This is a genomic window from Haematobacter genomosp. 1 (assembly GCF_002196855.1).
In the GTDB taxonomy this organism is placed as follows: Bacteria; Pseudomonadota; Alphaproteobacteria; order Rhodobacterales; family Rhodobacteraceae; genus Haematobacter.
On record NZ_NIPW01000010.1, the window covers coordinates 352,106 to 377,151 of the forward strand.

Consider the following 25,046-nt stretch of genomic DNA (forward strand, 5'->3'; position numbering starts at 1 on the left):
AGGGGGGATAGGATGACGGAAGTGAATGGCCCGCTCGCGGGGATCAGGGTTGTCGAGTTCGCGGGGCTGGGACCGACCCCCTTCACCGCCATGCTCATGGCGGACATGGGGGCGGAGGTCATCCGCATCGAGAGACCCGGCAGCGAAAGCCTGCTTGGTCTGGATTACGACATCCTGAACCGGGGCAGGGGCTTCATCCGGTTGGATCTGAAGAATGCGGAGGACAGAGCGACGGCCCGCGCCCTCGTCTCCCGCGCCGACGCGTTGATCGAAGGGATGCGGCCCGGTGTCATGGAAAGGCTGGGCCTCGGCCCGGACGATTTCCCTGAGAACCCGCGTCTCGTCTATGGGCGGATGACGGGCTGGGGGCAGACGGGGCCGCTCGCCCCCGCGGCGGGGCATGACATCAATTACATCTCGCTCTCGGGTGCGCTGCACGCGATCGGGCCGCAGGAGATGCCTGCGGTTCCTCTGAACCTGATCGGGGATTTCGGGGGCGGTGCGCTCTATCTCGCCTTCGGCATGGCTGCTGCGCTGCTGGAGGCTGCCCGCTCCGGCAGGGGGCAGGTGGTGGACGCCGCGATCACCGATGGCACGGTGCATCTCATGTCGATGATCTACGGCATGCGCGCAGGCGGCCGCTGGCAGGACCGGCGTGGCGCGAATCTTCTGGACGGGGGCGCGCCCGAATATGGCTGCTATCGCTGTGCGGATGGCCGTTTCGTTTCGGTCGGGTCGCTGGAGCCGAAGTTCTATGCTGAACTGCTGGCGCGGCTCGGCCTGAATGCCGCTGACCTGCCGGACCGCTCTGATCCCGCGAACTGGCCGAGCCTCAGGGAAACCTTCGCCGCCGTATTCGCGACGCGCAGCCGTGACGCGTGGTGTGCCGAGATGGAGGGGACGGATGTCTGCTTCGCCCCCGTCCTGTCGATCGACGAGGCGGCCAGCCATCCGCACAACGTCGCGCGTGGGGCCTTCGGGACGTGGGACGGTGTCGTGCAGCCCGCACCGGCGCCCCGCCTGTCTCGCACGCAAGGCGTGGTGCGTGAGACGAGTCAGACGGAGCCGCTGGCGGTGCCGGACATTCTGGCGCGCTGGGACTGACCTCGCAGGCTGTCGAAAAAAGCCGGCCACCTCACCGGGCTTGTGTTGAAAGCCAGAACATCTGTCCGGTCACGCGCCAAAAACTGCGGTTTCCGGGGCGCTCCTCAACAATGTGGGAAAGATCTTCGCCCCAAGGCAACCGCGGAATGCTTTTTCAGCGGCCTGCAAGGGGCGGCGGCGCGAAGGCGCCCTCCTCCTGCGCACCGGTCAGCGGGCGGTCACGCTCCGCTGGTTGGTTTCTCCGACGACGACGATATTGCGGATACCCTCAAGCTGATAAGCGTTGATGAACCGCGCTGCCGTCACCTCACGCGCAGTGGTTGAGCCTGCGGGAACGGCCGTACCGGGCGGGACGGCGACGAACCGGTAGGTCATCGTGCCGTTTTCGGCCGGGCCCTGCGGAAGCAGCGCGACGTTCCAGTAGCCCTGGGTCGGCGGGAGCCCGGTGGCGCGGACGATCACGCCGCCCGGGGCCTGATCGATTGTCAGTCCCGTCACCTGCGCGACCAGCGGCCGGGTGTCCACGGTCGCGGCGGCATAGCCTTCCTCCGGCTCGAGCGTGTCCGGAGCCGAGTTCGACCCCGCCCAATTCATCGGATTCCAGCGCGAGGCGCAGCCACCAAGCGCGATGACCAGCGTCAGGGCGGCGAGCAGCGGTATCTTCATCGGACGTCCCTCGTTCTTGGCTTCTTCGGTAGCCGAAAGGGCGGCAGTTGGAAAGCCAATTCCCGCTCGGCCTTTGCGCCGCCGGACACAGGGGCCCGCTCGCGAGCCGCGGATGCAGACGCGCGGTTTCGGACGCCGGGTGGAGCGCTGGCCTCCGCGCGACGGAGACGCGATTGCCGGCCTCCCTTCCAAAGCTACTTCGGCGGCTGGGGCTGGACGAGGGGCGGCGGGACGCTTAGGTCCAGTGCCAAAGGAGACCTGCCGTGGCCACGCCAGCTTTTGAAGACATCGCCGACACGTTCGACTTCCTCGACGACTGGGAGGACCGCTACCGCCATGTGATCGAACTGGGCAAGGCGATGCCGCCGCTCGACGATGCCTTCCGCGTGCCCGCGACCAAGGTGGATGGCTGCGCCAGTCAGGTCTGGATCCGTCCCGTCATGGAGGGCGCGGGCGCGGATGCGGTGTTTTCCTTTGAAGGCGACAGCGACGCGATGATCGTAAGGGGGCTGATCGCCATTCTCCATGCGCTCTATTCCGGGTTGACCGTGGCAGAGGTGCGCAAGGTGGATGCACCAGGTGAGCTGAAGCGGCTCGGCCTTGACGAGCACCTGTCATCGCAGCGCTCGAATGGTCTCCGCGCCATGGTGCGCCGGATCCGCGACGTGGCGGATGCAGAGGCTGCCCGCGCCTCCTGATCCTTATCCCGGACGCCGGAAGAGCGCGGGCGGAACCAGTTCCAGCGTCGGCTGCGCGCCCTGCATGTCCGCCAGCGCGCTCAGCACAAGGCGGGCCACCGGCGCCGCGGAGGCCGGATTCTGCCCGGTGACCAGTCCGCCGTCGCGAAGCGCATGGGGCCGGAACAGGTATTCGTTGCGGCCGATCCGCGCGCCGCGCTCTACCAATGCCGCTTCGATGGAATAGGGCGCGGGGCCTGCGGCGGAAAGCTCCGCATCCGGGGCGGTGCTGATCCGCCGCCGCCGTACTATCGGCTCTCCCTCTGCGTCCAGCGCCGTCAGAAGCGCCGCCGCTCCGGTGGAGACGGTCGCGACAATACCGCCCTTGGCCAGAACGGCCGAAACAAGCGCGCCGACCTCCGGGGTTTCGTGCAGATCCCACAGCGGCCCGACACCGCCCGGAAAGAACAGCGCGTCGAAATCCTCGGCCTTGGCGGCAACGATGGGCAGCGTGCCTTGCAGCAGCTCCATCTCTTGCCCGCGCTCCTGAAAGCGACGGACGGAGCGGGAGATGCGCCCATGCGGGCCATCGACCTCCGATCCGGGCAGACCCGTCGCCTCTCCGCCGAGAACCGATCCCACGACCACCTCATGCCCCGCATCGCGGAAAGCCCAGTAGGGGGTGACGAACTCCTCCCAGTGGAAGCCTGCCGGTGTCCGGTTTCCGCCGGTTTCGCGCCGTGAGGTCAGGACGAAGAGGATGCGCGCCATGGAAACTCCTTTCGGGACTTTCCCCTGCTTAAGGGAGTGAAGCCCTCAGGGGAAACCCACAAGTGGGAGAGGTCGGCGGAAAGGGGCCGGTGCTCCCGCCTCAACCGGCGAAAGACCGCCGGAAGCCAGTTGTTATGTTCGCTAAATGTTCTAATACTGCCCGCATGGCGAAGATTGGCGATTCTCCTCTCCCTCCTCATCTGCGGCTCCGGGCGCGCGGGGCCGGCAGCAATGCCAGCGGCAGGTTCGAAGCGGAGCGGAGGGAGGTGTTCCATGACGGATGGGACATCCCGGAGGAGGAGCGCCTGCTCCGCACCGAACTGCGGATCGAACGTCCGCGAAGCGCCATCACGCGCAACAAGTCACCCGACGTCGGCTTCGACCGCTCCATAAATCCCTATCGCGGGTGTGAGCATGGCTGCATCTACTGCTTTGCCCGGCCCACCCATGCCTATCTGAACCTCTCGCCCGGGCTGGACTTCGAGACGAAGCTCATCGTGCGCCCCGGCATACATGAGGTGCTGGCGCGGGAGCTGTCTTCGCCGAGATATGCCTGCGCTGTCATCGCCATCGGCACCAACACCGACCCCTATCAGCCGGTGGAGGCGAAGGAGCAGGTGATGCGGCGGGTGCTCGAAGTGCTCAGCGAATTCAACCATCCGGTGGCCATCGTCACGAAAGGCGCGCTGATCGAACGGGATATCGACATTCTCGCTCCCATGGCCGCTTCCGGCCTCGCCGCGGTCGGGGTGTCCGTCACCACGCTGGACCCCGACATCGCGCGCAGGATGGAGCCGCGCGCGCCTGCGCCTGCCCGGCGGCTGGCTGCGATCCGCAGGCTGGCGGAGGCCGGCATCCCGGTGCGCGTCATGGCCTCTCCGATGATCCCGGCGCTCACCGATCATGAGATGGAAGCGATCCTCGAGGCCGGGCGCGACGCGGGTGCGACCACGGCCAGCATGATCCCGCTCCGCCTGCCGCGGGAAGTGGCCGACCTGTTCCGCGACTGGGCGGAGCGGAGCTTTCCCGACCGTGCCGGCCGGATCATGGGACGCGTGCGGGAGCTGCACGGCGGGCGCGACTACGATCCGGCCTTCGGCAAGCGGATGCGGGGGGAGGGACCATGGGCCGACCTCATGTCCGCCCGGTTCCGCGTTGCCGTGACGCGTCTCGGCCTCACGCGGGAGGGGCGGGCGCTCCGCACCGACCTGTTCCGCGTTCCACCGCGCCCGGGCGATCAGCTTTCGCTGTTCTGACTGTCAGGGATGGAGGCTTCGGAACCTGCGAAAACCCGCGCTTTCCACATCACAGATACGCGGGAACCCGCACGGAGCCGCCGCTTCGGCATTGATGGCGGCACAGAGGAAATGGTATTCGATCCGCTGCGCGCGAGGTTCCTCCGCGCCGACGGCCCTTTGACGACGCCGTCGCATGTTGCCAGCCAGCAGGAACACCGACGATGTCCATCCGCCTTACCCGACGCAGCCTCCTTGGCGCCGCCGCGGCCACTGCGCTGATGCCACCCCTGCTCGGTATGTCATCGCGCGGCGCCCGCGCGCAGGAAAACAGCCTCCACCTCGGGACCGCGCAACCCTTCACCTTCGAAACGCTGATTCAGCGGGCCGAGGCCGCGGCAAAGACCGCCTATCGCTCGCCGTACCGGCCCGCGCCGGAGGTCACGCAGGAAATCGACTACGAGGCCTGGGGCAAGATCAAGTTCAACACGGACCTCTCGCCCTATGCGCGCGAAGGGTCGGGCGGGGCCTATCCGGTCGTCTTCTTCCACCTCGGCCAGTATTTCCAGAAGTCGGTGCGGATGCACCTCGTTCAGGACAGCACGGCGCGGGAGGTGATGTATTCGCCCTCCTATTTCGCCATGCCGGACGACAGCCCGGCGCGCCGCCTGCCGGAGGATTCGGGTTTCGCGGGCTTCCGGCTTCAGGAATGGTGGGGGGCGGACGACTGGCGGACGCAGGATTGGGTGGCTTTCCTGGGTGCCTCCTATTTCCGGGCGATCGGTGCGCTCGGGCAATACGGCTTGTCGGCGCGGGGCGTGGCCATCAACCCGGCGGTCCCGGATGCGCCGGAAGAATTTCCCGATTTCACCGATTTCTATATCGCGGAATCGCCCGATCCCGAGCAACCCGTGACGGTCTATGCCCTGCTTGACGGGCCGAGCGTGACCGGTGCCTACCGCTTCACCATGACCCGCGGGCAGGACCGCTCCAAGGGCGTGCTGATGGATATCGAATGCACGCTTTTCCTGCGGGAGGACGTGAAGCGCCTGGGCCTCATGCCGCTCACCTCCATGTTCTGGTACGCGGAATACGGGCGCGCACGGATGGAGGATTGGCGGCCGGAGGTACATGATTCCGATGGTCTTGCCCTCTGGACCGGCGCGGGCGAGCGTATCTGGCGCCCCCTTCGCAACCCGACGGAAACGCGCATATCGGCCTTCGGCGATGATAGTCCGAAGGGGTTCGGCCTGCTCCAGCGGGACCGGAACTTCGACCATTACCGCGATGGTGTGTTCTACGACCGCCGCCCGAGCCTCTGGGTGGAACCGCTGAAGCCGCTTGGCAGGGGAAGTGTACAGCTTCTCGAAATCCCTACGGATGACGAGATCCATGACAACATCGGCGCCTTCTGGGTGCCTGAGGAAGCGGCGGTGAAGGGGAGCCGCTACGACCTGTCATACCGGCTTCACTGGGTGGATCAGGAGCCGTTCCCGGCGACAAACGTGGCGCAGGTGATCTCCACCCGCTATGGGCGCGGCGGCCAGCCCGGCAAGCCGCGTCCGCAGGGCGTTTACAAGATCGCCATCGAATTCGACAATCCGCCCGTGCTGACCCAGATCCCCTATGGCGTCTTCCCGACAATCGAGGTCACGACCAGCCGGGGAGAGATCACCCGCACGCTGGTGGAGCCGGTGCCGGGGGGGAACGTCTGGCGCGCGATATTCGACCTGACCGTGGCCGGGACCGACATTGTGGAGATGCGCGGTTACATGGCGCTCGACGGAAAGCCCCTGACGGAGACGTGGCTCGCCCAGTTCGCCCCCAACAATCCGGGGGGCTGAGAAAAGGGGCGCCCGCTGTTGGGGCGCGCCCTATTGCAGATCGTCAAGAACCTCCCGGCGCGCCCGGGTGGTGCATTCGTTGAGCTTGTCGCGTATATCCGCCTCCGCCGCACTGCCGGAGAGTTGCTCCACCAGATGCGCGACCACGTCGGCCTGGCCGCCGCTCAGAAGATCGGTACGAACAATTGCGGCGGCGAAGGCGCTGGCCTCCGGGCCGGTCTTGCCGAGGACATCCGCAGCCCACAGGCCGAGCAGCTTGTTCCGCCGCGCCTCCACCCGGAACTTGAGTTCGGCGTCATGCGCGAACTTGGCTTCAAACGCGCGCTCACGGTCGGCAAACATGGTCATGACTGCAACCTCCTCGCATCTTGGTTATAGGGCCCACAATACACATATGTTCGTCACGGCCACGGTCGCAAGTCCGCGACCGGCTTGCGGGAAGGGCCTTATTATCCTATGACGCAGCCAAGGGCGACGGGTGCGACCGCCGCCGGCCGACGGAGAATTCATGGCACGGCGCAACAAGATTTACGAAGGCAAGGCAAAGATCCTCTACGAAGGGCCTGAGCCGGGTACCCTGATCCAGTACTTCAAGGACGATGCAAAAGCGCAGAACGCGCAAAAATCCACCGTGGTGGAAGGGAAGGGTGTGCTGAACAACCGCCTTTCCGAGTTCTTCATGAACGGCCTCAACGCGATTGGCGTTCCCACGCATTTCATTCGCCGGATCAACATGCGTGAGCAACTGATCCGTGCTGTGGAGATGATCCCGCTGGAGGTTGTCGTGCGGAACTTCGCCGCGGGGGAGATCTCCCAGCGGCTGGGCATTCCGGAGGGAACCGCGCTGCCGCGGCCCATCGTGGAGTTCTACTTCAAGGACGACGCGCTCGGTGACCCGCTGGTGTCCGAGGAGCATATCATCGCCTTCGGCTGGGCCGCGCAACAGGACCTGGACGATATGGTGGCGCTCGCGCTCCGGGTGAACGACTTCATGTCGGGCGTGATGATGGGCGTCGGCATCCGGCTGGCCGATTTCAAGATCGAGATCGGACGCATCTGGGATGGCGACTATCAGCGGCTTGTGGTGGCGGATGAGATCAGCCCCGACAGCTGCCGTCTTTGGGACATGAAATCTCCCGTCGAGCGGCTGGACAAGGATCCGTTCCGGCGCGAGGCTTCCAACCTCTCCGAAGCCTATACGGAGATCGCGCGGCGTCTCGGCGTCCTTCCGTCCAACGTGACCCATGCGACGAAGCCGACCCTCATCAACTGAGGCGGTTTCGGCGTAAGCGGGCTTTCTTTTCCGCGCTGAACCGCCTAGGAGAGCGGCGAATGCCGGGGGGCCGGCGACTGTCCAGGAGAGCGATCCCATGAAAGCCCGCGTCCACGTCATGTTGAAAGACGGTGTGCTCGACCCGCAGGGCGAAGCCGTGCGCCACGCGCTCGCGACGCTCGGGTTCGGGGGCGTGGAAGGTGTCCGCCAGGGCAAGGTGATCGAACTCGACTTGGCAGAGACGGATCGCGCCGCCGCTGAGAAAGCCGTCCGCGAGATGTGCGAAAAGCTTCTCGCGAATACGGTCATCGAGAAATATACTGTCGAACTGAGCTGATCACTAGCGGCAGGCCATTGTCACGTTGATCGGGTTTGGCACGAGTTCCTGCGATGCCCCTGTGGCAGCGTCGATGCCAAGCCCGATGATGCCGCCTGCAAGGATGTTGCCCGCGAGGGCGGCCCCGCCGCTGCCCGATGTCTTGTGCGTGACATTCACCTCTGTCGGCTCGCATTTTTCTCTGGTGAGCGAGACGGCGAATTCCGACCGGCGCGGCATCTTGATCGCGCAGGGCGTGCTTGCACAGCTGTAACCATTGCTTGTCTGGACGGTGGCGCCGGGCGGCAGCGTGATGATCTCGAGCACATCGCTTTTCCCGCGTGTGACGGTGGCGCATCCGCTTATGAGCAATGCAATCGGCAGAAAAAGGGCAACGGAAACCATGTTCATGAGAAACTCCTGTTTAGTGAGCAGAAGAAATCACCAAGAAGTGAACATTAAGTGAACAAGTCGCGCGGTTTCTCGACCCCCGTTGCCTGAGGAGGCGTTTGGCGCTACAGCATCGGCCATCCCGCATCGACATCCTTCGAGGAGCCCGCCATGAAGGCCGCCGTCATCGTTTTTCCCGGATCGAACTGTGATCGCGATCTTGCCGAAGCGTTCCGCAAGGTGGACGGGATCGAACCCGCGATGGTCTGGCACAAGGAAACCGCGCTTCCGCCCGGGATTGACGTGGTGGGGGTGCCCGGCGGCTTTTCCTTCGGGGATTATCTGCGCTGCGGGGCGATTGCCGCGCGCTCGCCCATTGTTTCCGCCGTCCGGGAGTTCGCAGAGCGGGGCGGCTACGTTCTGGGGATTTGCAACGGCTTCCAGGTGCTCACGGAAACCGGCCTGCTGCCGGGTGCGCTGATGCGCAATGCGGGGCTGAAATTCCTGTGCAAGCCCGTTGATCTGACCGTTGCCACGACTGACAGCGCTTTCACCTCCGGCTGGGAAAAGGGCGCGCGGGTGTCCATCCCGATCGCACATCACGATGGAAACTACATCGCCGATGCCGCGCTGCTGGACCGGCTGGAGGCGGAGGACCGCATCGCCTTCCGCTACGCCGACAACCCCAATGGCTCGACCGGCGACATCGCAGGCGTTCTGTCGGAGAACCGCCGTGTCCTCGGCATGATGCCGCATCCCGAGCGCGCCGTGGAAGCGATCCAGGGCGGAACGGACGGGCAGGCGCTGTTCCGGTCGCTCGCCGGCCTGATGGCGGTGGCCTGACGTCATTGGCGGCGGAGCGCCTATCTGCCGCAGGCGTGAGTTGAGCCTGCCCGCGCCTGTGGCTAGAGTGCCGCAATGACGGCAATAGATGAAATGAGCCTTGCAGAACGTGCGGGTCGCATGCCTTGGGTGATGCGGACCGTCATTGCGCTGTTCGTCGTCGGCGCGGTTGCTGTTGTCTGGCTCACCAATCACCTGCTGACCGATCGTCTGACCGATACCACCCGCAACCGGGCAGAGCTTCGGCTCGTTCTCTATGCGGGCAACGTGGCGAGCGAGTTGCAGCGGAATTCCGTGGTTCCGCTGCTGCTGGCGCGCGATCCGGCGTTGATCGGCGCGCTGCAATCGGGCGATTTCTCGGTGACGACGCAGCGGCTGATGTCTTTCCAGACGGAAATCGGCTCCGCCGCGCTGACGCTGATGGACAATGACGGACGTGTGGTGGCGGCGACGAACCGGAACCTGCTCGGCACCAATCATTTCGACGATCCCGCCTTTGCGGAGGCGCAGAAGGCCAAGGAAACCGTGTTCACCGTCGCCGAGACGGAGACGCAGGGCTATCAGTTCAATTTCTCGCGCGCCGTTCTATCCGACAGCCGTCCCATCGGGGTCGTCTCGGTGAGTGTCGATCTGAGCAAGTATGAGCGGTCCTGGGGCGGCTTCTCCGACGCCGTTTCGGTGATCGACAGCGAGGGCAAGATCATCCTCTCCACCGAGCCGCGCTGGCGGGGGCTGACAATGGAGGAGGCACTGGCCGTCCGCTCCGCGCCCTCCGCCATTCAGCGCGCGCTGCAGGCGACGACGGATTGGGCGCAGGCGCCCCCCGATGCCTATCTCCGGGGCGAGGCGGTGATGCGCAATGAGACGCGCATTCCGTTCCGGGGCTGGAAGCTCGTCTCCTACACCCGCTACGACAGTGTGCGGGAGGGGGTGAACACCATCCTCGCGCTGGAGATCATGGGCTTTGCCATTCTCCTGGCGCTGATCTTCTACATGTTTTCCCGCAGGGCGTGGTCGCAATCGGCCAGCCTTAAGAAGGAATCGGCAGAGTTGCGCATTCTGAACGCCCGCCTCCAAAGGGAGATCGCGGAGCGGGAGAAGGTGCAGAAGGATCTCGCGGTGGCGGAACAGACGCTGGCCCAATCCTCGAAACTGGCGGCTCTGGGGGAAATGTCCGCCGCCGTCAGCCATGAGTTGAACCAGCCGCTCGCCGCCATGAAGACCTATCTCGCCGGCGCGAAGCTTCTTCTGCAACGCAAGCGGCCGGACGAGGCGCTGTCCTCCTTCCAGCGGATCGACGACCTCATCGAACGGATGGGCGCGATCACCCGGCAGCTCAAGAGTTTTGCGAGAAAAGGCGGAGAAGCCTTTGAGGCTATTGATTTTCGTTCGTCCGTTTCCACGGCACTTTCCATGATGGAGCCGCAGCTCAAGACCCGTGCCGTCAAGATCACGCGTGGCCTGCCGCGGCAGCCGGTTATGGTAATGGCGGACCGGATCAGGCTGGAGCAGGTCATCATCAACCTGCTGCGGAACGCGCTGGACGCGACGAAGGACTCCAGCCAGCCGCAGATAGACATCCTCCTCTCCGCCGGGGAGACGGCGACCCTGACCGTGCGCGACAACGGCCATGGGATCGAGGACTTGGACAATCTTTTTGAACCTTTCTATACCACGAAGAAACCGGGAGACGGGACAGGGCTCGGCCTCGCCATCTCCTCCGGTATCGTGACCGATCTCGGCGGTCGTCTGACGGCGCATAATGCGTCCGGCGGCGGCGCCGTATTCGAGGTGCAGATCCCGCTCCTCGATCAGCAAGCTGCAGCAGCGGAATAGGAGACCCATGGCCCGCACGATGAAGATCGCCATCGTCGATGACGAACAGGACATGCGTCAGTCGATCAGCCAATGGCTGGCACTTTCGGGCTTCGATACGGAAACCTACGCCTCCGCGGAGGAGGCGCTCAAGGTCATCGGGCCGGACTGGCCCGGCGTGGTGGTGTCCGACATTCGCATGCCCGGCATGGATGGCATGGCGTTTCTGAAACGTCTGATGAGCATGGATTCCGGCCTGCCCGTCATCATGATTACCGGTCATGGCGACGTGCCGATGGCAGTGGAGGCGATGCATGTCGGCGCCTACGACTTCCTTGAGAAGCCGTTCAACCCCGACCGCATGACCGAACTGGCAAAGAAGGCCACCCAGACCCGCCGCCTCGCGCTCGACAACCGGACCTTGCGGCGGGAGCTGTCCGACGGCACGACGATGATGAAGAAGCTCATCGGCGGTTCCCCGGTGATGGACCGGCTGCGGGAGGATATCCTCGATCTGGGGCAGGCGGATGGCCACGTCCTGATCGACGGTGAAACCGGCACGGGCAAGACGCTGGTGGCCCACGCGCTCCATGCCGTGGGGCCGCGCGCAGGCAAGAAGTTCGTCTCGCTTTCCTGTGCCGCGCTTGGAGAGGACCAGCTTTCCCAGCGGCTGTTCGGACCGATGGAGGAGGGCGCGTCCAGCCTTCCAGCGGTGGAGGAGGCGCGGGGCGGCACGCTGGTTCTGGAGGATGTGGAGGCGCTCAGCCCGGCGGCGCAGGCACGCCTGCTGGAGTTCATCAACGATCAGGGCACGCCCGCCGCGACCCGTATCATCGCCATCGTCAATCAGCATGAGGCCGGCCGGACGGTGGAGGACGTTCTGCGCTCCGATCTCTACTACCGGCTTGCCGCGCTGAAGATCACTCTGCCGCCGCTCCGCCAGCGGGGGGAGGATATCCTGACGCTCTTCACCCGCTATGGCGAGCAATTCTCCGAGGAATACGGTTGCGATGCGCCGCAGGTCACGGCGCAGGAAGCGGCGCAGCTTCTGCAGGCGCCCTGGCCCGGAAACGTCCGTCAGCTCATCAATATCGCAGAGCGTGCGGTGTTGCAGAACCGGCGCGGCTCCGGCTCCATCGCCTCGCTGCTGATGGCTGACAGCGACGACAACTCCTCTCCCGCAATGACGACGGAGGGCAAGCCGCTCAAGGAATATGTCGAGGCGTTCGAGCGGATGCTGATCGACAACACCATGCGGCGACACAAGGGATCCATCGCCGCGGTGATGGACGAGTTGTGCCTGCCGCGCCGGACGCTGAACGAGAAGATGGCGAAATACGCCCTGTCGCGTACCGATTACCTGTAACGCAATGATTCGGTCGGCCATGGGCTCACCGTGCGCCCGCCTCCGGCTGGAGGAGCGATCGACGGCGGGGCAAGGGCCGCGCAGCACCGGAGAGATCTTTGCGATCCATGCCTGGCGCCCCGTTTCGGGACGCTGGCATCGGCGACCTGCGATGCCTATGTAGCGCATAACCTGCGGGCGGATGAATTTTGGCGTTGGCAATCGCCGGGATACCCCGTTAGTGTTGCAGTTATCTGGAGTGCGCGGTTTCCGCCCTCCGGGCAAAGATTTCGCCGCGAACGATGCGAAGGCAGGGCGTCCCGAGTATCCGTTCGTCGGAGGATTTGGCCGAAAGGCCGGAGCAGCGCCTCACGCATCAAGCACGGGGCGCACATTGGGGGCGCGGCAGACCGCGTCCAGGATTTGAAATGCGATGGACCGAGTCATGAGGAAAGGACAGCCGAGCGTGCAGACCCCGTCTGCCGCCGCCCTTGCCATGACACGCCTCGCCCCAGCCAGTCACCACCCGGAACCTGTCCGCCCGCCCGTTCGCATGCCGATCGGGCTTTCGGGTTGCCGCGGTGCAACGAGAGATCATGACAAAGAAGATGCTAATCGATGCCACGCACGCGGAAGAAACCCGCGTCGTGGTCGTGGATGGGAACAAGGTCGAAGAGTTTGACTTTGAGACCGTAAACAAGCGCCAGCTCGCGGGGAACATCTACCTCGCCAAGGTGACGCGCGTGGAGCCTTCGCTTCAGGCGGCCTTCGTGGATTACGGCGGGAACCGGCACGGCTTTCTGGCCTTCGCCGAAATCCACCCGGATTACTACCAGATCCCGGTGGCCGACCGTCAGGCGCTGATCGCCGAGGAACGTGCGCTGGCCGAGCAGCAGGAAGCCGATGAGGCCCGCCGCGGCCGCCGCCGCTCCAGGGCTGCCCGGGCGGAAGGGGATGGCGACGCCGTTGCCCAGTCGGAGGCGGATGCCGAACCGACGGGTATGGATGTCGTCGATCTCGGTGAGCCGATGGAGGCCGACCTGTACGTCGCGCCCGACCGGTCCGAGGATGAGGGCGCCTATGCCGCCGTGGATACGGCCTCCGAGACGGATTCCGACATCGAGTCCATCGCGGAGGAGGACGTCTCCGAGGAGCTTCCGCCGCCGCCGAAACAGCGTGCCCGCCGCTACAAGATCCAGGAAGTGATCAAGGTCCGGCAGATCATGCTGGTCCAGGTCGTGAAGGAGGAGCGAGGCAACAAGGGTGCGGCGCTCACCACTTATCTGTCCCTGCCGGGCCGCTACTGCGTTCTCATGCCGAACACGGCGCGGGGCGGTGGTATCAGCCGCAAGATCACCAATGCCGCCGACCGCAAGAAGCTGAAAGAGATCGCCTCCGAACTGGAAGTGCCGGAAGGCGCGGGTCTCATCATCCGCACCGCGGGCGCGCAGCGCACGAAATCCGAGATCAAGCGCGATTATGAGTATCTGATGCGGCTCTGGGAACAGATCCGCGATCTGACGCTCAAGTCCATCGCTCCCGCGCCGATCTATGAAGAGGGCAACCTCATCAAGCGCGCGATCCGCGATCTTTATGAATCCGGTATCGAGGAAGTGCTGGTCGAGGGAGACGCGGGCTATCGCACCGCACTCGACTTCATGAAGATGATCATGCCGCCGGATGCGGGAAAGGTCGTCCACTACCATGACACCATGCCGCTGTTCGCGCGGTATCAGGTGGAAAGCTACCTGTCGGGCATGTTCAACCCCGTGGTGCAGCTCAAGTCGGGCGGTTACATCGTCATCGGTGTGACGGAAGCGCTCGTCGCCATTGACGTGAACTCCGGCCGCGCGACCAAGGAAGGCTCGATCGAGGATACCGCGCTCAAGACCAACCTTGAGGCGGCGGATGAGATATCCCGCCAGCTTCGTCTGCGCGACCTTGCCGGGCTGATCGTCATCGACTTCATCGACATGGAGGAGCGTCGCAACAACGCCTCCGTCGAGAAGCGGCTGAAGGAAAAGCTGAAGACCGACCGTGCCCGTATCCAGGTCGGCCGCATCTCCGGCTTCGGTCTGATGGAAATGTCGCGCCAGCGGCTCCGCCCCGGCATGATCGAGGCGACGACGGCACCCTGCCAGCACTGCCACGGCACCGGGCTCGTCCGCTCGGACGACAGTCTCGCGCTCGCCATCCTGCGGCAGATCGAGGAAGAGGGGACGCGCAAACGCTGCCGCGAGGTGGTGCTGAAGGCGCCCGTGGGCGTGGTCAACTTCCTCGTCAACCAGAAGCGGGAGCATATCGCGCAGATCGAAGCGCGCTACGGCATGTCCGTGCGCATCGAGGCCGATCCCTTCATGATCAGCCCCGATTTCTCCATCGAGAAGCTGAAGACCGCGACCCGCGCGCTGCCGGAAGCACCGAGTGCGGTGATCTCCCTCGATACGACGGAAGCGATGCCGGAGTATGAGGAAGAGGTGGCCGAGGTGGAGGAAACTCCCGTGGCCATCGCCGCTGCTCCGGTTGCGGAGGAACCCCGCGAAGAGGGCGAAGGGCCGGCGCGTAAGAAGAAGCGCCGTCGGCGGCGTCGGCGGAACGGCCAGAACGGTGAGGGCAACGCCACGGCTCAGGACACTGACGCCGAAGGTGATGAGGGCGACGACGAGGCCTCGGAAGCCGAAGCTGAAGTCGTGACCGCTGAACCGGCTGCGGAAGAAGCTCCCGTCGTGGCTGAGCCTGAACCTGTTGTCGCCCCGGTTGAAGCCGAAGCGCCGGTGGTTGAGGTTGCGGCTGTTGCTGTCGAAGCCGTGGCCGAAACGGTGACCGCCGAGGTGGCGCCCGCCGAAGAACCGAAGGCCGAAGCCGAACCGCCGAAGAAGAAGCCGCGCACCCGCCGCAAGAAGGTGGAACCGGTTGCCGAGGCGCCTGCCGAGGCCGTGGAAGCTCCGGCGGAGGCTGAGCCGCCGAAGAAGAAACCGCGCACCCGCCGCAAGAAGGTGGAAACACCCGCGGAGGCAGTGACAACCGAAATCGCCCCCGAAGCGACTCCGGTGTCCGAGGCGACGCTTCCCGCGGATCTGGAGACGGCGGAGCCTGCTCCCGCAGCTCCGGTGTCGGAAGCGACCGCACCCGCTCCTGCAGAGGAGGAGACGGTGACGGCGGAACCGGCGCTCGCGGAGGGAGAAGATGGTGAAAAGCCCGCATCGAAACGGCGCGGCTGGTGGACGGTCAACACCTGATCGCCGCTGGAACTATCGAGAAAGGGCGCCCCGGTGGCGCCCTTTTTTCGTCCTCGTCACCCGCGGGCCTGTATGAGGAACGTTATCTCGACCCCGTTTTCATGACTTTCGAGCAGCCTGTGCCCGGTCTCGGTGCAGAAATGTGGAATGTCTATTCGAGCCATCGGGTCGGTCGCGAGCACGCGAAGCACCTTGCCGGGGGACAGACGGGCCAGCCGCTTCTGCGCGCGCAGCGCAGGCAGGGGGCAACGCAGGTCTCGCGCATCGAGGTCTTCATCCCACATATTCAATCCTTTCGCGGCTGTGCTCTGCCTACCTTCGACTGGCAGGCCACGGCAAGCACCGGCAGGCCACGGCACGAATGGGCCACGGCAAGGTGACATTGGTCGCAGGTGACGGGGGCGTCGGAAGCGGCTAGGAGAAGACATGTTCGGAATCGATCTCTTCGACGCAGCCCTTTTGCCCGCGATGCTCGTCGCGCTGGTAGCGGGTGTGCTGTCCTTCCTGTCGCCCTGCGTTCTCCCCATCGTGCCGCCCTATCTTGCGTATATGGGCGGGGTCAGGATGCACGAAATGACCGAAGGGAGCCGAAGTCGCGCCGCGATCCTGCCCGCGCTGTTCTTCGTCATGGGGCTGTCCACGGTGTTCCTGCTGCTGGGCTTCACGGCCTCGGCGCTCGGCACGTTCTTCCTGCGCAATCAGGAGATGTTCACCCGGATCTCCGGGGCGATCGTCATCATCTTCGGTCTGCATTTTCTGGGCGTGTTCCGCATCCCGATCCTGGATCGCGAGGCGCGGCTGGATGCCGGCGACAGGGGGGGATCGGCTCTCGGCGCCTATGTTCTGGGGCTGGCCTTCGCCTTTGGCTGGACCCCCTGCATCGGCCCGCAGCTGGGGGCGATCCTGTCGCTTGCCGCCTCGGAGAGTTCGGTGACGCGGGGAACGGTGCTGCTTGGCGTCTATGCGGCAGGGCTGGGCATTCCGTTCCTGCTTGCGGCGGTGTTCATCCAGCGCTCCATCGGGCTCATGAACCGGCTGAAGAAGCATATGAAGGTGATCGAGCGGGCAATGGGCCTGCTTTTGATCCTCGTTGGGCTGGCGCTGGTGTCGGGGGCATTCTCCGCCTTTTCCTGGTGGCTTCTGGAGACATTCCCCGCGCTCGGGCGAATCGGCTAACGGGTGAGCGCCCGCTCCAGCACCCAGACCCGGATGGCGGAGGCGAGGCCGACATCCGGCGCGCGGGCCGCGTCGATTTCCGCCGCCAGCGCATTGATTGCGCGGCCATCCTCCTCCGCGTAACGGCGGAACGCGCGCCAGAAAGCCTCCTCCAGCGAGACGCTCGTTCTGTGGCCGTTGAGGGTGAGCGAATGCTTGACGGGGCGCCCCTTCACCGCCGCCGCTCCATCGTCACCGTGCGCTCCCCCTCGAAGTTCCGCTCGCCCGTCGCCACGAAGCCGAGCGCGGCGTAGAAGTCCACCGCCGACAGGGAGGCATCGAGCCGCAGCACCGGCACCTCCTTCGCCTCCGGTGCGGAGAGCAGGGTTTGCATCAACGCGCCGCCGATTCCACGGCCCTGATGGGCAGGATCGACGAAGACGCTCCGCACCCGATCCCCCTCCAGCGCGGCAAGCCCGACCGGATGGCCCCCAGACAGCGCCACGTGGCAACAGGGTCCGGCGATCAGCGCCGCGATTCGCTGGACGGTAAAGGCGGTGACGAGCCGTTCGATGACGGCGGGCGGGTAATCTCTGGCATTGGTCTGCCGCAAGGCCCGGTGGATCACTTGCAGCAGAGCACTCGTATCCCCGGCCTCTGCGCGGCGGATTTCCGGTTGCAGACGGTGGCCATCGAGAAAGGCGCGCTCCTTTCCGGCGCGCGCCTCCTCCATCTGACGTTCGGCCTTGGTCCGGCCGAATTTCGCAGCGTTGGCGTCTCCCTCCGCGCGGCGGGTGGCCCGCTCGCGCGCCTTCCGTGCCTCGCGGAGATTGACGACCTTCGCCATCAGTCCTCCGGGCCGACCATCTTTTCGGGCCGCACCACCTCGTCGAAGGTCTTCTCGTCCACGAAGCCGAGGGCGATGGCCTCTTCCTTGAGCGTGGTGCCGTTCTTGTGCGCCGTCTTGGCCACTTTCGTCGCGTTGTCGTAGCCGATCGTGGGCGCGAGCGCCGTGACCAGCATGAGCGACTCCTTCATCAGCTTGTCGATCCGCGGCTTGTTGGCTTCGATCCCGACGACCATGTTGTCGGTGAAGGATCCCGCCGCATCGCCCAGAAGCTGCATGGACTGCAGGACGTTGTAGCTCATCATCGGGTTATAGACGTTGAGTTCGAAATGCCCTTGCGAACCCGCGAAGCCCACCGCCGCGTCATTGCCCATGACATGCGCGCAGACCATGGTCAGCGCCTCTGCCTGCGTCGGGTTCACCTTGCCCGGCATGATGGAGGAACCGGGTTCGTTTTCCGGCAGGATCAGTTCGCCCAACCCCGACCGCGGGCCGGAGCCGAGCAGGCGGATGTCGTTGGCGATCTTGAAGAGCGAGGCCGCCACCGTCTTCAGCGCGCCGGAGAACATGACCATCGCGTCATGCGCAGCCAGCGCCTCGAACTTGTTGGGGGCGGTGACGAAGGGCAGGGCGGTGATCTCCGCGATCTTGCCGGCGATGGCGGTGTCCCAACCCTTCTTGGTATTGAGCCCGGTGCCGACGGCGGTGCCGCCTTGCGCCAGCTCGTAGATGTCGGGCAGGCAGGCTTCGACCCGCTGGATCCCCTTGGCCACCTGATGCGCATAGCCGGAGAATTCCTGGCCCAGCGTCAGCGGCGTCGCATCCTGCGTATGGGTCCGGCCGATCTTGATGATGTCCTTGAACTCCTCCGCCTTGGCGTCCAGCGCGGCATGGAGCTTCCTCAGCCCCGGGAGCAGCACGTCACGCGCCTGCGTGCCGATGGCGACATGCATGGCCGTCGGGAAGGTGTCGTTGGAGGACTGGCCCATGTTCACATGGTCGTTCGGGTGAACGGGCTTCTTCGACCCCATCTTGCCGCCCAGGATCTCGATGGCGCGGTTGGAGATGACCTCGTTCGCGTTCATGTTCGACTGGGTGCCGGAGCCGGTCTGCCATACGACCAACGGGAAGTTGTCGTCGAATTTGCCGGCCACGACTTCCTTCGCCGCTTCCACCATCGCATTGCCGATCTCGGGCGACAGGTTGCCGGTGGCCATGTTGACCTCCGCCGCCGCCTGCTTGATGACGCCGAGCGCGCGGATGATCGGCACGGGCTGTTTCTCCCAGCCGATCGGGAAGTTCTGGATCGAACGCTGCGTCTGCGCCCCCCAATACTTGTCGGCAGGAACCTCCAGCGGGCCGAAGCTGTCGGTTTCGGTGCGGGTCGCGGTCATCTCGGACTCCTTCATGGACACCGGGCCGGTTTAGCGACTCCCGCCGAAAAGGCAATCCGGCGTTACCGCTAGCGTTGAGACAATGCAGAATCTCATGCTACCCTTCGACCATTGGGAGAAGGAGAATCTTATGAAAATCTGTATCTTGTGCGCTGCAGCAGGCCTCGGGATGGCGACGCCTGCGGTTGCCGCGACATACACTTACCATGGCAGTCAATTCACCTGCAGTTACGCCTACGACCTCAACACGGGGGAGATGCTGGACGGCTGTCCGACCGGAGAAGTCGCGGCGGCCGCCAAGGCGAGCATCGAGATAGATGAGACCAAGGTCCCCGGCGGCAGTCTTGCGGGCCTCACGGTCAGCCTTTCCTTTGACTGGGACTTTCCTGCGCCCGCGATACCGGAATATCTGATCTCCGTTTCGGCCACCTCTCCGCTTTACTTCGGGGGTGGGGACAGGTCGATCTTTGAATTGGGCTATGGAAAGCCGGCACCGTGGCTACCCGGTATGCTCTATCTGAAATTCGATGAAGCGGAGAATTTGATCAGCTATTACATGGGATTGTTCATCGAATACGACAGTATGATCGCCAGCGGGGGGGATGCCATCGCGGGCTTCCTCACGCGCAGCCCGACGGGAAGCACGGATGTGGTCGCATACTATCATGCTCCGGCTGGTTATTGGGAGCGCGGGGAGCCAAGCCCGGTTCCGCTGCCCGCGGCGGGGTCTTTGCTGCTGGCGGGGCTGGGCCTGACGGGAGCGGTCAGCTACCGGAAAGCTCGCGCGCGGGGATGATCGGGAAGAAGCTGCGGCCTGACCACAGGCCCAGCCAATCCTCACCCTCCCGCTCCTCCACCGTGGCGATTTCCACCAGCCTGTAGAAGCTCTTGCGGTCTATCAGCGCCTCCAGCCCGCGGCGGATATGGACATAGGGGGACGGCTCGCCGGTGGCGGGATCGCGCACGACGCGGATCGGATGCTCCTCTCCCGCGACGACGATGTCGCCGACCTGCGTGGTGAAGGTGAGGCTCTGGTCCTTGCCTAGCCCCTCGCGCTCGAAATCGACGGCGACGAAGGGGGCGTCATCCACGGTGATGCCCACCTTCTCGCCCGGCGTGACGAGGAAATATTTCCCGTCCTCCAGCTTGAGGATGGAGGAAAAGAGCCGCACCAGTTCCGGCCGTCCAATAGGGGTGCCGAGGTAGAACCACGTTCCGTCCCGCGCGATCCGCATGTCCAGATCGCCGCAGAACGGTGGGTTCCACAGATGCACGGGCGGCAGGCCCTTCTTGCCGCCCTGCGCCGCCGAAACGCTCTTTGCGAGGCCATCCGCCGAAAGTTCTGCCATCTGTTCCTCCGGTAACGGTTTTGCCATTTGTGCCAGTCACGTTATCTGGCTCTAATGTTGGTATAACCTACAATCACCCGGCAAAAGGGGGAGCGCCGTGACCGAGGAAACCGATCTTGTGGCGGGCATCGAAGCGCTGGCCGGGAAGCTCGCGGAGGCGCGGTCCTCCATCGACCGGCGGTTCATCGGGCAGGAAAGGGTAGTGGAACTGACGCTCGCCGCGCTGCTTTGCGGCGGACATGCGCTGCTCGTGGGGCTTCCGGGGCTGGGGAAGACGCGGCTCGTCGATACGCTGTCCACGGTGATGGGGCTGAAGGGCAGCCGCATCCAGTTCACCCCCGATCTCATGCCGGCCGATATTCTCGGCTCCGAAGTGTTGGAAACGGGCGGCGACGGCTCCCGCGCGTTCCGCTTCATCGAGGGCCCGATCTTCTGCCAGTTGCTGATGGCCGACGAGATCAACCGCGCATCCCCCCGCACCCAGTCCGCGCTGCTGCAGGCCATGCAGGAGCAGGAGGTGACGATCGCCGGGCAGCACCGGCGGCTCGGCCCGCCGTTCCACGTGCTCGCCACCCAGAACCCCATCGAGCAGGAGGGCACCTATCCCCTGCCGGAGGCGCAGCTTGACCGGTTCCTTGTGCAGGTCGATGTCGAATACCCCGACCGCAAGACGGAGAAGGATATCCTGATCGCCACCACCGGGGTGGAAGAAGGCGCGGTGCATCAGGTCTTTGCGGCGGAGGAACTGATGGCTGCGCAGCGCCTCGTCCGCCGGATGCCGGTCGGGGATTCCGTAGTGGAACTGATCCTCGATCTCGTCCGGTCCTGCCGCCCCGGCGAGCCCGAGGCGCTGGCCGTGGTGCGGGAAAACGTGAGCTGGGGTCCCGGTCCCCGCGCGGCTCAGGCGCTGATGCTGACCGTCCGAGCGCGGGCGCTGCTGGAGGGGCGGCTGGCGCCTTCGGTGGAGGACGTGCAGGCGCTGGCAAGGCCGGTGCTCATCCACCGGATGGCGCTGAACTTCGGGGCTCGAGCGCGGGGCGTGCAGCTTTCCGATGTCATCGCCACTGCCGTCGAGCGCGTTGCGGGCATCGAGGCCGCGGCGTGAGCGAGGCCGCCCATCTACGCGAAAGCGCCGAAAATCTGGCGGGCGGGTTGCCGCCGCTGCTTGCCGCGGCAGAGCAGCTGGCGGCGACGGTTCTGCTTGGCCCGCACGGGCGGCGGCGCTCCGGCATGGGCGAGGAATTCTGGCAATACCGTGCGTTCCAGAACGGCGATGAGGCGCGGTCGATCGACTGGCGGCGTTCCGCGCGTTCGGACACTCATTTCGTGCGCGAGCGGGAGTGGCAGGCGGCGCAGAGCGTCATGGTCTGGATCGACCCGGGCCGTTCCATGGCTTTCAGCGGGACGCCGAACCGGCCCGAGAAACGCGCGCGCGCAGAGCTTCTGGCGCTCGCCCTGTCCGTCCTGATGATCCGGGGCAATGAGCGTGTGGGCCTGCTGGGTGCCGATGCGCCGCCCCGCGCGGGACAGGCGCAACTTCTGCGTCTGGCCGATGCGCTGACCCGGACGGAGGTTGGCGGCGACCATGCCGACCCCGACGGGCGCGCCCTGGCCGCACATTCCCGCGCGGTGTTCCTGTCGGACTTTCTGGGCGATGTGGAGGGGGTGGAGCGCGCCATCGGCGAGGCCACCGGCCGGGGCGTGCGCGGCGCGCTTTTGCAGGTGCTGGACCCGGTGGAGGAGGATTTCCCCTTCGACGGGCGCACGATCTTTGAGAGCGTCACCGGTGCGGTGAGCTTTGAAACCCGCAAGGCGGGAGATTTGCGCCGCCGCTATCTGGACCGTCTGGCGGAGCGGAAGGACAAGCTCTCTGCACTCGCCAGCGCGGCGGGCTGGCAGTTTTCCACCCATCACACCGGGAGCACCGCGCTGAGCGCGCTTCTGTGGCTCTATGGTGCGACGGAAAGGGGGCATTGATGTGGATGATCGGCCCCGTGGGCTTCACCGCGCCATTGCTTCTTGCCGCGCTGGTCGTGCTTCCCGTTCTGTGGCTCCTGCTCCGCGCCGTGCCGCCCGCGCCGATCCGCCGGCGGTTTCCGGGGGTGGCACTCCTCCTTGGTCTGAAGGACGAGGAGACGGTGACCGACAAGACGCCGTGGTGGCTGCTGCTGCTCCGTGCAGCGGCGGTGGCGCTGCTCATCCTCGGCTTTGCGGGCCCCGTGCTGAACCCCACGCCGCAGCGGCCGGAAAGCGGGCCGTTGCTGATCCTCGCCGATGGCACCTGGGCGGACGCGGGGGACTGGCAGCGGCGGGTGGAGCGCATGGACGCCCTGCTGTCGGAGGCCGCACGTGCTGGTCGCCCGGTTGCCGTCGTGGCGCTCGCGGATCTGCCGAAGGCGGGCGCTGCTCCCGATTTCCTTGCGGCGGAGGCATGGCGCGCGCGTCTGCCCTCGGTTCAACCCCGTCCATGGGAGCCGGACCCGGAGGCCGTGCGCGCCTTCATTGACCGGCTTCCCCGGGAGGGAATGGAGAGCTACTGGCTCTCTGACGGTATGGCGCGTGAAAGCCGCGAGCCGCTGCTTTCCGCCCTGCAATCCCGTGGGACAGTCACGGTCTATGAGCCGCCACACCTGGTCTATGGCCTGAAACCACCTGTTTACCGTGACGGAATGATCGCGCTGAAGGCGATTCGTCCCCCCGGAGGTCCGGCGACGACCGTGGATATCGCGGCGTTCGGACGCGATCCCGCGGGGATCGAGCGGGAACTGGTTCGGGGAAGCGCCGGGTTCGACGCCTCCGCGACGGAGGCCGGAACGGAGTTGTCGCTGCCGCCCGAACTGCGCAACCGCATCACCCGGTTCGAAGTTACCGGTCAGCGGTCCGCCGCGGCGGTGAGCCTTACCGACGATGCCCTGAAGCGCCGCAAGGTCGCCATTGTCGCGGCGCGGAGCGACCGGGAGGGGCTGGCCCTTCTCTCACCCAGCCACTTCCTGCGGGAAGCCCTGCAACCCACCGCCGATCTGATGGAGGGACCGTTGGAGGACATGCTGCTCGCCTCGCCCGACGTCATCATCATGCCCGATATCGCCCGCGTGTCGGAGGAGGAGAGCGCCCGTCTCGTCGCCTGGATGGAGGAGGGGGGCCTGCTGCTCCGCTTCGCCGGACCCGCACTGGCAGCAAGCGACGTGAGCCGGACTGCGGAGGATCCGCTGCTGCCTGTGCGTCTGCGGGAGGGAGGCCGCTCCATCGGCGGCGCCATGAGCTGGGGGGAGCCCAAGACGCTTCGCGCCTTCGCGCCCGGGTCCCCGTTCTACGGCCTGCCGATCCCGTCCGACGTGAATATCACGGCGCAGGTGATGGCGCAGCCGGACCCGCAGCTTTCCGAGCGGACCATCGCCTCGCTCTCGGACGGCACGCCGCTGGTGACGCGGAAAGCGGTGGGACAGGGGCAGGTCGTCCTGTTCCACGTCACCGCGAATGCGGAATGGTCAAGCCTCCCGCTCTCCGGCCTTTTCGTCCAGATGCTTGAACGGCTGGCGGTCAGCGCGGGAATGGGCATGGGCGGCGGCGCTGGCGATCTGGCGGGAACGACCTGGGTGCCTGAGGAAGTGATCGACGCCTTCGGGCGGGTCAATCGCGCGGGTGCCCTGCCCGGAATCGCGGGCGAGGTTCTGGCAAATTCCCCTCCCGGTCCTGCCACGCCTCCGGGGCTCTATGCGGGGGACGACAGGCGCATCGCCCGGAATGTCATCGGGCCGGAGGCGGTGCTGACGCTGGCCACCTGGCCCGCCGGGGTGCGTGTCGAAGGGCTCGTGGCCGAGACGGAGCGCGACCTGAAGGGGGGCGTGCTGACAATCGGGTTGCTGCTCCTTCTCGTCGACCTGCTGTTGTCGCTCTGGCTTGCCGGGCGCCTCGGCGGGGGGGTGCGGCGACGGTTCGGCACGGCGGCTGTGCTGATCGTCGCGGTCTTCCTGACAGCGCCGGATGCGCGGGCGCAGGAACAGTCGGCATCGGGCGATGATTTTGCCATGGCGGCGACGGCGGAAGTGGTTCTGGCCTATGTCCAGACGGGGGATGCCGCCGTGGATCGTGTTTCGCGGGCGGGGCTTCAAGGCCTGTCGCAGCGCCTGTTCGAGCGCACGTCAGTAGAGCCCGGACAGCCGATCGGAGTTGATCTGGAGCGGGACGAGCTTGCGTTCTTCCCTTTCCTTTATTGGCCGATCACCGCTGATGAACGCCTGCCGTCGGACCATGCATACGCCAATCTGAACCGCTATCTGCGCTCCGGCGGGCTGATCCTGTTCGACACGCGCGACGCCGATATGGCAAGCGCAGGGGGCGGGCAGACGCCGGAGGGGCGGAGGCTCGCGCTCATCGCGGCGCCGCTCGACATTCCGCCGCTGGAGAAACTGCCGGCAGACCACGTTCTGACCCGCACGTTTTACCTGCTTCAGGATTTCCCCGGCCGTTTCAACAGCCATGACATCTGGGTCGAGGCAGCGCCCCCGGATGCCGAACAGGTGGAGGGGATGCCGTTCCGAAACCTGAACGACGGGGTGACACCGGTGGTCATCGGCGGCAACGACTGGGCCTCCGCCTGGGCGGTGAGCGACAATGGCATGCCGCTCATGGCGATCGGACGCGGCACCTCGGGCGAGCGGCAGCGGGAGATCGCGGCGCGTTTCGGCATCAACCTCATCATGCATGTGCTGACCGGCAACTACAAATCCGATCAGGTCCACGTGCCCGCGCTGCTTGACAGGCTGGGTCAATGACCTGCCGT

General features: G+C 65.6%; 24 protein-coding genes. 15 read left to right on the forward strand and 9 right to left on the reverse strand.

What is annotated here, in order from left to right:
• The first annotated feature begins 12 nt into the window (after positions 1-12).
• Positions 13-1,104 (forward strand): CaiB/BaiF CoA transferase family protein, encoded by a 1,092-nt coding sequence (locus tag CDV49_RS07985; protein ID WP_306424936.1) that lies wholly within the window; start codon positions 13-15, stop codon positions 1,102-1,104.
• 207 nt (positions 1,105-1,311) lie between these two features.
• Here the strand turns inward: CDV49_RS07985 and CDV49_RS07990 are convergent, their stop codons facing one another.
• Positions 1,312-1,770, reverse strand: coding sequence for a hypothetical protein (locus CDV49_RS07990; RefSeq protein WP_088214995.1), 459 nt, complete (start codon positions 1,768-1,770; stop codon positions 1,312-1,314).
• Between the two features lie 263 nt (positions 1,771-2,033).
• Here CDV49_RS07990 and CDV49_RS07995 point away from each other — a divergent pair, with 263 nt between their 5' ends.
• The gene (locus CDV49_RS07995; protein WP_088214996.1) at positions 2,034-2,468 is read left to right on the forward strand and encodes a SufE family protein; all 435 of its coding nucleotides are present in this window, start codon (positions 2,034-2,036) and stop codon (positions 2,466-2,468) included.
• 3 nt (positions 2,469-2,471) lie between these two features.
• Here the strand turns inward: CDV49_RS07995 and CDV49_RS08000 are convergent, their stop codons facing one another.
• Complete coding sequence (locus CDV49_RS08000) at positions 2,472-3,218, reverse strand: type 1 glutamine amidotransferase domain-containing protein (RefSeq protein ID WP_088214997.1); 747 nt, start codon at positions 3,216-3,218, stop codon at positions 2,472-2,474.
• A gap of 164 nt (positions 3,219-3,382) precedes the next feature.
• On the opposite strand from CDV49_RS08000, the gene CDV49_RS08005 reads away from it, so the two are divergent.
• The gene (locus CDV49_RS08005; protein WP_088214998.1) at positions 3,383-4,474 is read left to right on the forward strand and encodes a PA0069 family radical SAM protein; all 1,092 of its coding nucleotides are present in this window, start codon (positions 3,383-3,385) and stop codon (positions 4,472-4,474) included.
• Between the two features lie 203 nt (positions 4,475-4,677).
• Positions 4,678-6,297: a glucan biosynthesis protein gene (locus tag CDV49_RS08010; RefSeq protein WP_088214999.1), complete on the forward strand. Its 1,620-nt coding sequence runs from the start codon at positions 4,678-4,680 to the stop codon at positions 6,295-6,297.
• 30 nt (positions 6,298-6,327) lie between these two features.
• On the opposite strand, the gene CDV49_RS08015 is transcribed toward CDV49_RS08010, so the two are convergent.
• Positions 6,328-6,645, reverse strand: a complete 318-nt coding sequence (locus CDV49_RS08015) for a DUF1476 domain-containing protein (protein WP_088215000.1) — start codon at positions 6,643-6,645, stop codon at positions 6,328-6,330.
• Between the two features lie 160 nt (positions 6,646-6,805).
• Between CDV49_RS08015 and purC the strand changes: the two genes are divergently transcribed.
• Complete coding sequence (gene purC, locus CDV49_RS08020) at positions 6,806-7,570, forward strand: phosphoribosylaminoimidazolesuccinocarboxamide synthase (RefSeq protein ID WP_035705606.1); 765 nt, start codon at positions 6,806-6,808, stop codon at positions 7,568-7,570.
• 97 nt (positions 7,571-7,667) lie between these two features.
• Entirely contained in the window at positions 7,668-7,907 is a 240-nt protein-coding gene (gene purS, locus CDV49_RS08025) for a phosphoribosylformylglycinamidine synthase subunit PurS (protein ID WP_088215001.1), read from the forward strand.
• A 3-nt stretch (positions 7,908-7,910) separates the two neighbouring features.
• Here the strand turns inward: purS and CDV49_RS08030 are convergent, their stop codons facing one another.
• On the reverse strand, positions 7,911-8,297 hold the full coding sequence (locus tag CDV49_RS08030; RefSeq protein WP_088215002.1) for a translation initiation factor 2: 387 nt from the start codon (positions 8,295-8,297) through the stop codon (positions 7,911-7,913).
• A gap of 150 nt (positions 8,298-8,447) precedes the next feature.
• Here CDV49_RS08030 and purQ point away from each other — a divergent pair, with 150 nt between their 5' ends.
• The 4 genes from purQ (at position 8,448) to CDV49_RS08050 (ending at position 15,518) form a co-directional block, all read left to right on the forward strand.
• Positions 8,448-9,119 carry a phosphoribosylformylglycinamidine synthase subunit PurQ gene (gene purQ / locus CDV49_RS08035; protein ID WP_088215003.1) on the forward strand — a complete coding sequence of 224 codons (672 nt, stop codon included), beginning with the start codon at positions 8,448-8,450 and terminating at the stop codon, positions 9,117-9,119.
• Between the two features lie 93 nt (positions 9,120-9,212).
• Positions 9,213-10,955 (forward strand): sensor histidine kinase, encoded by a 1,743-nt coding sequence (locus tag CDV49_RS08040; protein ID WP_373447791.1) that lies wholly within the window; start codon positions 9,213-9,215, stop codon positions 10,953-10,955.
• 7 nt (positions 10,956-10,962) lie between these two features.
• Complete coding sequence (locus CDV49_RS08045) at positions 10,963-12,300, forward strand: sigma-54-dependent transcriptional regulator (protein ID WP_035743035.1); 1,338 nt, start codon at positions 10,963-10,965, stop codon at positions 12,298-12,300.
• A 575-nt stretch (positions 12,301-12,875) separates the two neighbouring features.
• Positions 12,876-15,518: an Rne/Rng family ribonuclease gene (locus CDV49_RS08050; protein WP_088215004.1), complete on the forward strand. Its 2,643-nt coding sequence runs from the start codon at positions 12,876-12,878 to the stop codon at positions 15,516-15,518.
• Positions 15,519-15,574: 56 nt separating this feature from the next.
• Here the strand turns inward: CDV49_RS08050 and CDV49_RS21065 are convergent, their stop codons facing one another.
• Positions 15,575-16,045 carry a sulfurtransferase TusA family protein gene (locus CDV49_RS21065; RefSeq protein ID WP_373447787.1) on the reverse strand — a complete coding sequence of 157 codons (471 nt, stop codon included), beginning with the start codon at positions 16,043-16,045 and terminating at the stop codon, positions 15,575-15,577.
• Here CDV49_RS21065 and CDV49_RS08060 point away from each other — a divergent pair.
• Entirely contained in the window at positions 15,945-16,694 is a 750-nt protein-coding gene (locus tag CDV49_RS08060; protein WP_088215006.1) for a cytochrome c biogenesis CcdA family protein, read from the forward strand. The genes CDV49_RS21065 and CDV49_RS08060 overlap by 101 nt on opposite strands.
• On the opposite strand, the gene CDV49_RS08065 is transcribed toward CDV49_RS08060, so the two are convergent.
• The 3 genes from CDV49_RS08065 to fumC are packed head-to-tail and all read right to left on the reverse strand — an operon-like array spanning position 16,691 to position 18,914.
• The gene (locus CDV49_RS08065) at positions 16,691-16,909 is read right to left on the reverse strand and encodes a ribbon-helix-helix domain-containing protein (protein WP_088215007.1); all 219 of its coding nucleotides are present in this window, start codon (positions 16,907-16,909) and stop codon (positions 16,691-16,693) included. The two genes, CDV49_RS08060 and CDV49_RS08065, sit on opposite strands and share 4 nt — an antisense overlap.
• Positions 16,906-17,520: a GNAT family N-acetyltransferase gene (locus CDV49_RS21070; protein ID WP_088215008.1), complete on the reverse strand. Its 615-nt coding sequence runs from the start codon at positions 17,518-17,520 to the stop codon at positions 16,906-16,908. Before CDV49_RS21070 ends, CDV49_RS08065 begins: the two co-directional genes overlap by 4 nt.
• Entirely contained in the window at positions 17,520-18,914 is a 1,395-nt protein-coding gene (gene fumC / locus CDV49_RS08075; RefSeq protein WP_088215054.1) for a class II fumarate hydratase, read from the reverse strand. The genes CDV49_RS21070 and fumC overlap by 1 nt, the downstream gene beginning before the upstream one ends.
• 130 nt (positions 18,915-19,044) lie before the next feature.
• On the opposite strand from fumC, the gene CDV49_RS08080 reads away from it, so the two are divergent.
• Positions 19,045-19,710: a hypothetical protein gene (locus tag CDV49_RS08080; RefSeq protein ID WP_143413137.1), complete on the forward strand. Its 666-nt coding sequence runs from the start codon at positions 19,045-19,047 to the stop codon at positions 19,708-19,710.
• Here CDV49_RS08080 and CDV49_RS08085 read toward each other — a convergent pair.
• Positions 19,679-20,263, reverse strand: coding sequence for a DUF1285 domain-containing protein (locus CDV49_RS08085; RefSeq protein ID WP_256947272.1), 585 nt, complete (start codon positions 20,261-20,263; stop codon positions 19,679-19,681). The genes CDV49_RS08080 and CDV49_RS08085 overlap by 32 nt on opposite strands.
• 97 nt (positions 20,264-20,360) lie before the next feature.
• Between CDV49_RS08085 and CDV49_RS08090 the strand changes: the two genes are divergently transcribed.
• From CDV49_RS08090 to CDV49_RS08100, 3 genes are read left to right on the forward strand one after another with little or no spacing between them, the layout of a single operon-like run.
• Positions 20,361-21,368, forward strand: a complete 1,008-nt coding sequence (locus CDV49_RS08090; protein WP_088215011.1) for an AAA family ATPase — start codon at positions 20,361-20,363, stop codon at positions 21,366-21,368.
• On the forward strand, positions 21,365-22,240 hold the full coding sequence (locus CDV49_RS08095; RefSeq protein WP_256947273.1) for a DUF58 domain-containing protein: 876 nt from the start codon (positions 21,365-21,367) through the stop codon (positions 22,238-22,240). Before CDV49_RS08090 ends, CDV49_RS08095 begins: the two co-directional genes overlap by 4 nt.
• Entirely contained in the window at positions 22,240-25,038 is a 2,799-nt protein-coding gene (locus CDV49_RS08100; protein WP_088215012.1) for a DUF4159 domain-containing protein, read from the forward strand. The genes CDV49_RS08095 and CDV49_RS08100 overlap by 1 nt, the downstream gene beginning before the upstream one ends.
• Positions 25,039-25,046 lie beyond the last annotated feature (8 nt).